Raw genomic sequence first — 4,481 nt, 5'->3', positions numbered from 1 at the left:
ACCATCCTCGGTAGTGATCCGGAGCGTCACAAAATTCCGCGACGGACTCGTCACGAAGACATCAGCGGCAATAATTTTCACTGCAAATCCTTTCAAAAACTGACTCAAGGGTTAGACGGAACGGCGGTGACGGCCTGCCCGACCCTGCAGATCCTAAAGTCAGAAACGACTTCGGCCAGCGGAGGCAGGATCAGTTAGCGCAAGCGGGTGATCCGCCATCATGCTCAGCCGCGATGTGGGAACTTGCCTTCTTCCACGATGCGCTTGTTCAACTCGGCGAGGAACAGATCGTCATCGAAGTCCAAGGCCACTTCACTTCCCGTCCAGCTGGAAAGGTGGATGGCATTAGCGAGACGGACGCCCTTGATGCCGTCCGAACCCGGGGCCAGGAGGGGGGTCCCGTCAAGGATGTTCGCAGCGAAGTTCTCCAGTACACCGGCGTGCTGCACTCCCCAGGCGGAGGGGAATTCGATGACCTCGGATGTGTAAAGTTCATCAGGATTCAATTGTCCGGTGACTACCTTCCGGATGTCGTCCATGCCCATCGAATCGCTGAGTTCACGCTCCGGTTTGATCAGCCGGGTCACCGTGGCCGTCTTGGAGTTTTCGACGATGATTTTGCCCTTGTCGCCCAGGATCTCGAAGCGGTCCGTGCCGGTCAGGTCGTGGGTTGCGGTGACGAAGACGCCGGTGGCGCCATCTCCATAATCAACTACAGCTGTAACTTCATCTTCAACGGCGATGTCCCGGCGGAAGCCGTAGGCAACCTTTGCGTATACGGACTTGGGCACCCCGCAGATCCACTGCCAAAGGTCAAGCTGGTGCGGTGCCTGGTTCACGAGGACGCCGCCGCCTTCGCCGCCCCAGGTGGCACGCCATTCACTCGAGTTGTAGTACCCCTGCGGCCGCCACCAGGTGGTGATGATCCAGTTGGTGCGTCGGATGTCGCCGATCTCCCCGTTCTCAACGATCTCCTTGAGCCGCTGGTACAGGGGGTTGTTCCGCTGGTTGAACATGATGGCGAAGGACAATTCGGGCTTGCTGGCGGCGAACTCGTTGAGTTCCTTCACCTGCTTTGTGTATACACCCGCGGGCTTTTCGACGAGCGCGTGGATGTCGCGCTTCAGCGTTTCGATACCCATCTCGGGGTGGAGGAAATGGGGCACGCAGGTCACCACAGCATCCACATCCCCACTGTCGAGCATGGTGATGTAGTCATCGTAAAACGGGATGTCCGGGTACTTGGAAACGGCTTCTTCCTTCTTGGACGCATCAATGTCGCAGACGGCGCCGATCACCATGTTGGGGACTTTGCCTGTGTTGATGAAGTGAGCGTACATGCTGCCCTGTTGGCCGAGGCCGATGATGCCGAGGCGTACTTTTTTGCTCATCTGGTAGTGCTCCGTATCTTGTTGTCTGCTCGAATGAGCTGGAATTAGAAGAGGTCTGAATGGCCCATGGCCACGAGGTTGTCGTAGGACGTTTGGAGCGCGTCCCACAAGGTCCGTCCGTAGAGTTCATCCTGTTCGACGAGCAGGTACTCCGCTCCTGCGGCCTGGGAAGCGGCGATGATGCCAGGGAAGTCGAGGTTGCCTTCGCCCACTTCGGCGAACTCGATGACGTTTCGGAACTCGTTGCGGAACCCTTCTGCGTCGCCGGCGGCAAGTTTCGCGAAAGCGGACTCCGGCACTTCGCCCACGCGGTAGTCCTTGAGGTGGATCATGGCCGCACGGTCTGCATACTTTTCGATGGTGCGGACGGGGTCATGACCGCCACGCTGTACCCAGTGAACGTCAAGCTCCAGGCCCATTGCAGGGGAATTATCGGCGATGATGTCCAGCATGTACTTGCCGTCGAACTTCGCGAATTCAACATGGTGGTTGTGGTAGTAGAGACCGATGCCGTGTTCTTTCAGCCGCTCTGCGTATTCGTTTGCCTCCTTGGCAAAGTCGACCACGGCATTTACCGATTTCAGGGCCGGGAAGGGCAAGATACCGATGCGCAGGAATCTGGAACCCAGACGATTGGCGTCGTCGACAATTTTGGTGAAGTCCTTCTTGAGCGTGTCGCCCGGCCGGCCAGCCGGGATGTCAATCGCCACGGACAGGGCCGCCATGTCCATGCCAAGTTCGGTCCGGGCGCGGTCCAACTCCCCCACGATCTGTGCAGACATCGGGATCTGAGAAATTTCGACGGCGTTATACCCGATTGCGCTTACTTTCCGAAGCGTCTCAAATGCCCCATCCTGCGCAAAGCCCTGCATCAACATCATCGCCTGTACGCCGATTTTGGCCATGTTTATTTTTCTCCGTCTAATTGTTTTGTTGGGCCGGCGCTCCAGGGAGGACACCGGGAATAGCCGCCGCGTGATCGTTGAGGGAACGAGTGCTACCGAAACTTAGGACACAGCTTCAAGTCGCCCGGGGTAGCTCTGGCGGTAGAGCTCCTTGACGATGGACAATGATTTGAAAGCCTCATCCGGGTCAATCCAGAATGACCCGGGGTCCCCGATCCGGGCATAGAAGTCTTTGATAAGTAATCCGTGTGACAATCCCCAATATGCCCGTCCGCCCGTCGGTGTCTCTTTGTCGGGATCAAGCTCGATCTCCGGAATCACTTGCACGCGGCCATCACCATAGGTGATGGTCAGGTCGCCGCGGAGGCTCAACGTAGCCTTCTCCGTAACGATGTCCAAGGTGACTGGGGCGTTCACGGAGTTTGCGAGGCTTGCGTAGAAAAGGCTTCGAGCACCGTTGGCGTGTTCTGCCACGAACTCGGCTGTGTCCTCGACGGCGATAGTCTCGCCCAAAACGCGTGTGGATGAGTTGCCCGTAACCGACACGACATCGCCTACAAGCCACTGCAGGAGGTCTAGAGTGTGGATCGCCTGGTTCATCATCAGACCACCGCCACCGCCCTCCCAGCTGCCGCGCCATGGCCTGTTGAGATAATAATCAGCATCGCGATGCCACATCACAGTGGCAGATGCCCCCACCACCTCACCCAAGTCTCCTGAGTGAATAAGTCTGTGCATAGCCTGGGCCGTGGCGTTGTACCGGTTTTGGAAGCAAACGGCGATTTTTGCGTTGCTTGCCCTGGCCGCTTCCACCAGCCGACGGCCTTCTTCAAGGGTGTGCGCCAACGGCTTTTCAACAATCACGTTGACGCCGCGCTCCAGGCAATCCCCCGCAATAGAGGCGTGAGTGTTGTGTGGCGTGGCGATATGGACCACGTCCGGCCTTACCGTTTCAAGCAACGTGATGTGGTCGGAAAATCCGGGGACGCTATACGCTGTCTCTGCCGCCACAAGCCTGGCAGGGTCCGTGTCGCAGACAGCGGCAAGACGGGCGCCGGGCAGATCGGATATTGCCTGAAGGTGTACCGTCGAAACGTCACCACATCCGACGACAGCAGCTTTCAGGTCAGTCATGAAAGCTCAATTCCATTGTCTGCAGCCAACGAGGCAAAAGCGCGGGCGGCAGCGCCGAAGGCGAGCGGGCCGGAGAAGCCACCCAGCTCGTGGGCGCTGGCGAGGTGTGGTTCCAGCGAGGCGAATCCGGCATAGCCGTCTGCCTTCAACGCAGCGATGGTTGCGTCCAGCTCCCCGTCGCCCTGCCCTGCTGGTACAACCTCTCCCGTGGCCATCAGTGCGTCCTTGATCTGAAAATACTCGAGGTAAGGACGCAGCAGGGCATAGCCTTCGGTATACGGCTTTACTCCTACCTGCACGAAGTTGGCGTTATCCCACGCGATCCGAAGGGCTGGAGAGTCAACCGACGTCATGAGGTCCAGGACCCGCTCAGGAGTGTCCCCGTAAATCCCTTTTTCATTCTCGTGAAGAAGTACGACCCCGGCTTTGACGGCTTCTGCCGCAAGCGCTCTCATTCTGATGATGACATCGTCACGGATCTCGTCCTGGCTCTGGCCCTCCCCCGGGTAAAAGGAAAAAATCCGAATGTACCTTGCCTCAAGGACATTAGCGACGGAAATGATCTGACGGAGCCGCTGCACCTCATGTTCTACCGGAAGGGTCACCGAGACTTTGCCAATGGGACTTGCCACCGCGGATACTTTCAGGCCCTTCCCGTCGAGAATCTCCTTCAGCCCTGCGGCCTGCCCCGCTTCGAATGCGGAGACATTGACCCCCCAGGCGCTGCGAACTTCGATGTGTCTCGCACCGAGCGCTAAGAGGACCGCTGCCTGCACCGCTGGGTCTGGGTCAACTTCGTCGCCAAATCCAGAGAGGGGCCATACGGTGGGTGATGCTTGAGTCATGGGGTCTCCTAGTAATTTCCTCCCGGGCAGCTGCCTTGCGGCTCCGGCAGGGATGGGTCTAAATTCGCGACTGGTAAGTCGTTAACGCGGACTGGTTACCAGTCGTGGACGGTGCCGTCGATGAGGCGGTTGTAGGGCAGGTAGGCCTGCTGGTAGGGGTAGGCGGTGGCGGCTTCTTCGTTGAATTCGACGCCGATGCCGGGTTT

At 58.4% G+C, this 4,481-nt stretch carries 5 protein-coding genes; 1 reads left to right on the top strand and 4 read right to left on the bottom strand.

Annotated elements, in window-relative coordinates; all coding sequences use genetic code 11:
- Nucleotides 1-198 (top strand): hypothetical protein (locus tag AC50X5_RS16810; RefSeq protein ID WP_494977213.1); only part of this gene is annotated, 198 nt, incomplete at its 5' end.
- 26 nt (nucleotides 199-224) lie between these two features.
- On the opposite strand, the gene AC50X5_RS16805 is transcribed toward AC50X5_RS16810, so the two are convergent.
- The 4 genes from AC50X5_RS16805 to AC50X5_RS16790 all read right to left on the bottom strand — a co-directional run bounded on the left by AC50X5_RS16805 (nucleotide 225) and on the right by AC50X5_RS16790 (nucleotide 4,275).
- Nucleotides 225-1,391, bottom strand: a complete 1,167-nt coding sequence (locus AC50X5_RS16805; RefSeq protein ID WP_494977212.1) for a Gfo/Idh/MocA family protein — start codon at nucleotides 1,389-1,391, stop codon at nucleotides 225-227.
- Nucleotides 1,392-1,435: 44 nt separating this feature from the next.
- The gene (locus AC50X5_RS16800; protein ID WP_494977211.1) at nucleotides 1,436-2,296 is read right to left on the bottom strand and encodes a sugar phosphate isomerase/epimerase family protein; all 861 of its coding nucleotides are present in this window, start codon (nucleotides 2,294-2,296) and stop codon (nucleotides 1,436-1,438) included.
- 102 nt (nucleotides 2,297-2,398) lie between these two features.
- Nucleotides 2,399-3,430: a Gfo/Idh/MocA family protein gene (locus AC50X5_RS16795; RefSeq protein ID WP_494977210.1), complete on the bottom strand. Its 1,032-nt coding sequence runs from the start codon at nucleotides 3,428-3,430 to the stop codon at nucleotides 2,399-2,401.
- A complete protein-coding gene (locus tag AC50X5_RS16790; RefSeq protein WP_494977209.1) occupies nucleotides 3,427-4,275 on the bottom strand; it encodes a sugar phosphate isomerase/epimerase family protein in 849 nt (282 codons plus the stop codon). Before AC50X5_RS16790 ends, AC50X5_RS16795 begins: the two co-directional genes overlap by 4 nt.
- Between the last annotated feature and the right edge of the window lie 206 nt (nucleotides 4,276-4,481).

This window comes from Pseudarthrobacter sp. MDT1-40-2, from assembly GCF_059383595.1.
Note: the sequence above shows the minus strand (reverse complement) of the source record. Positions and strands in the feature narration are given on the sequence as shown.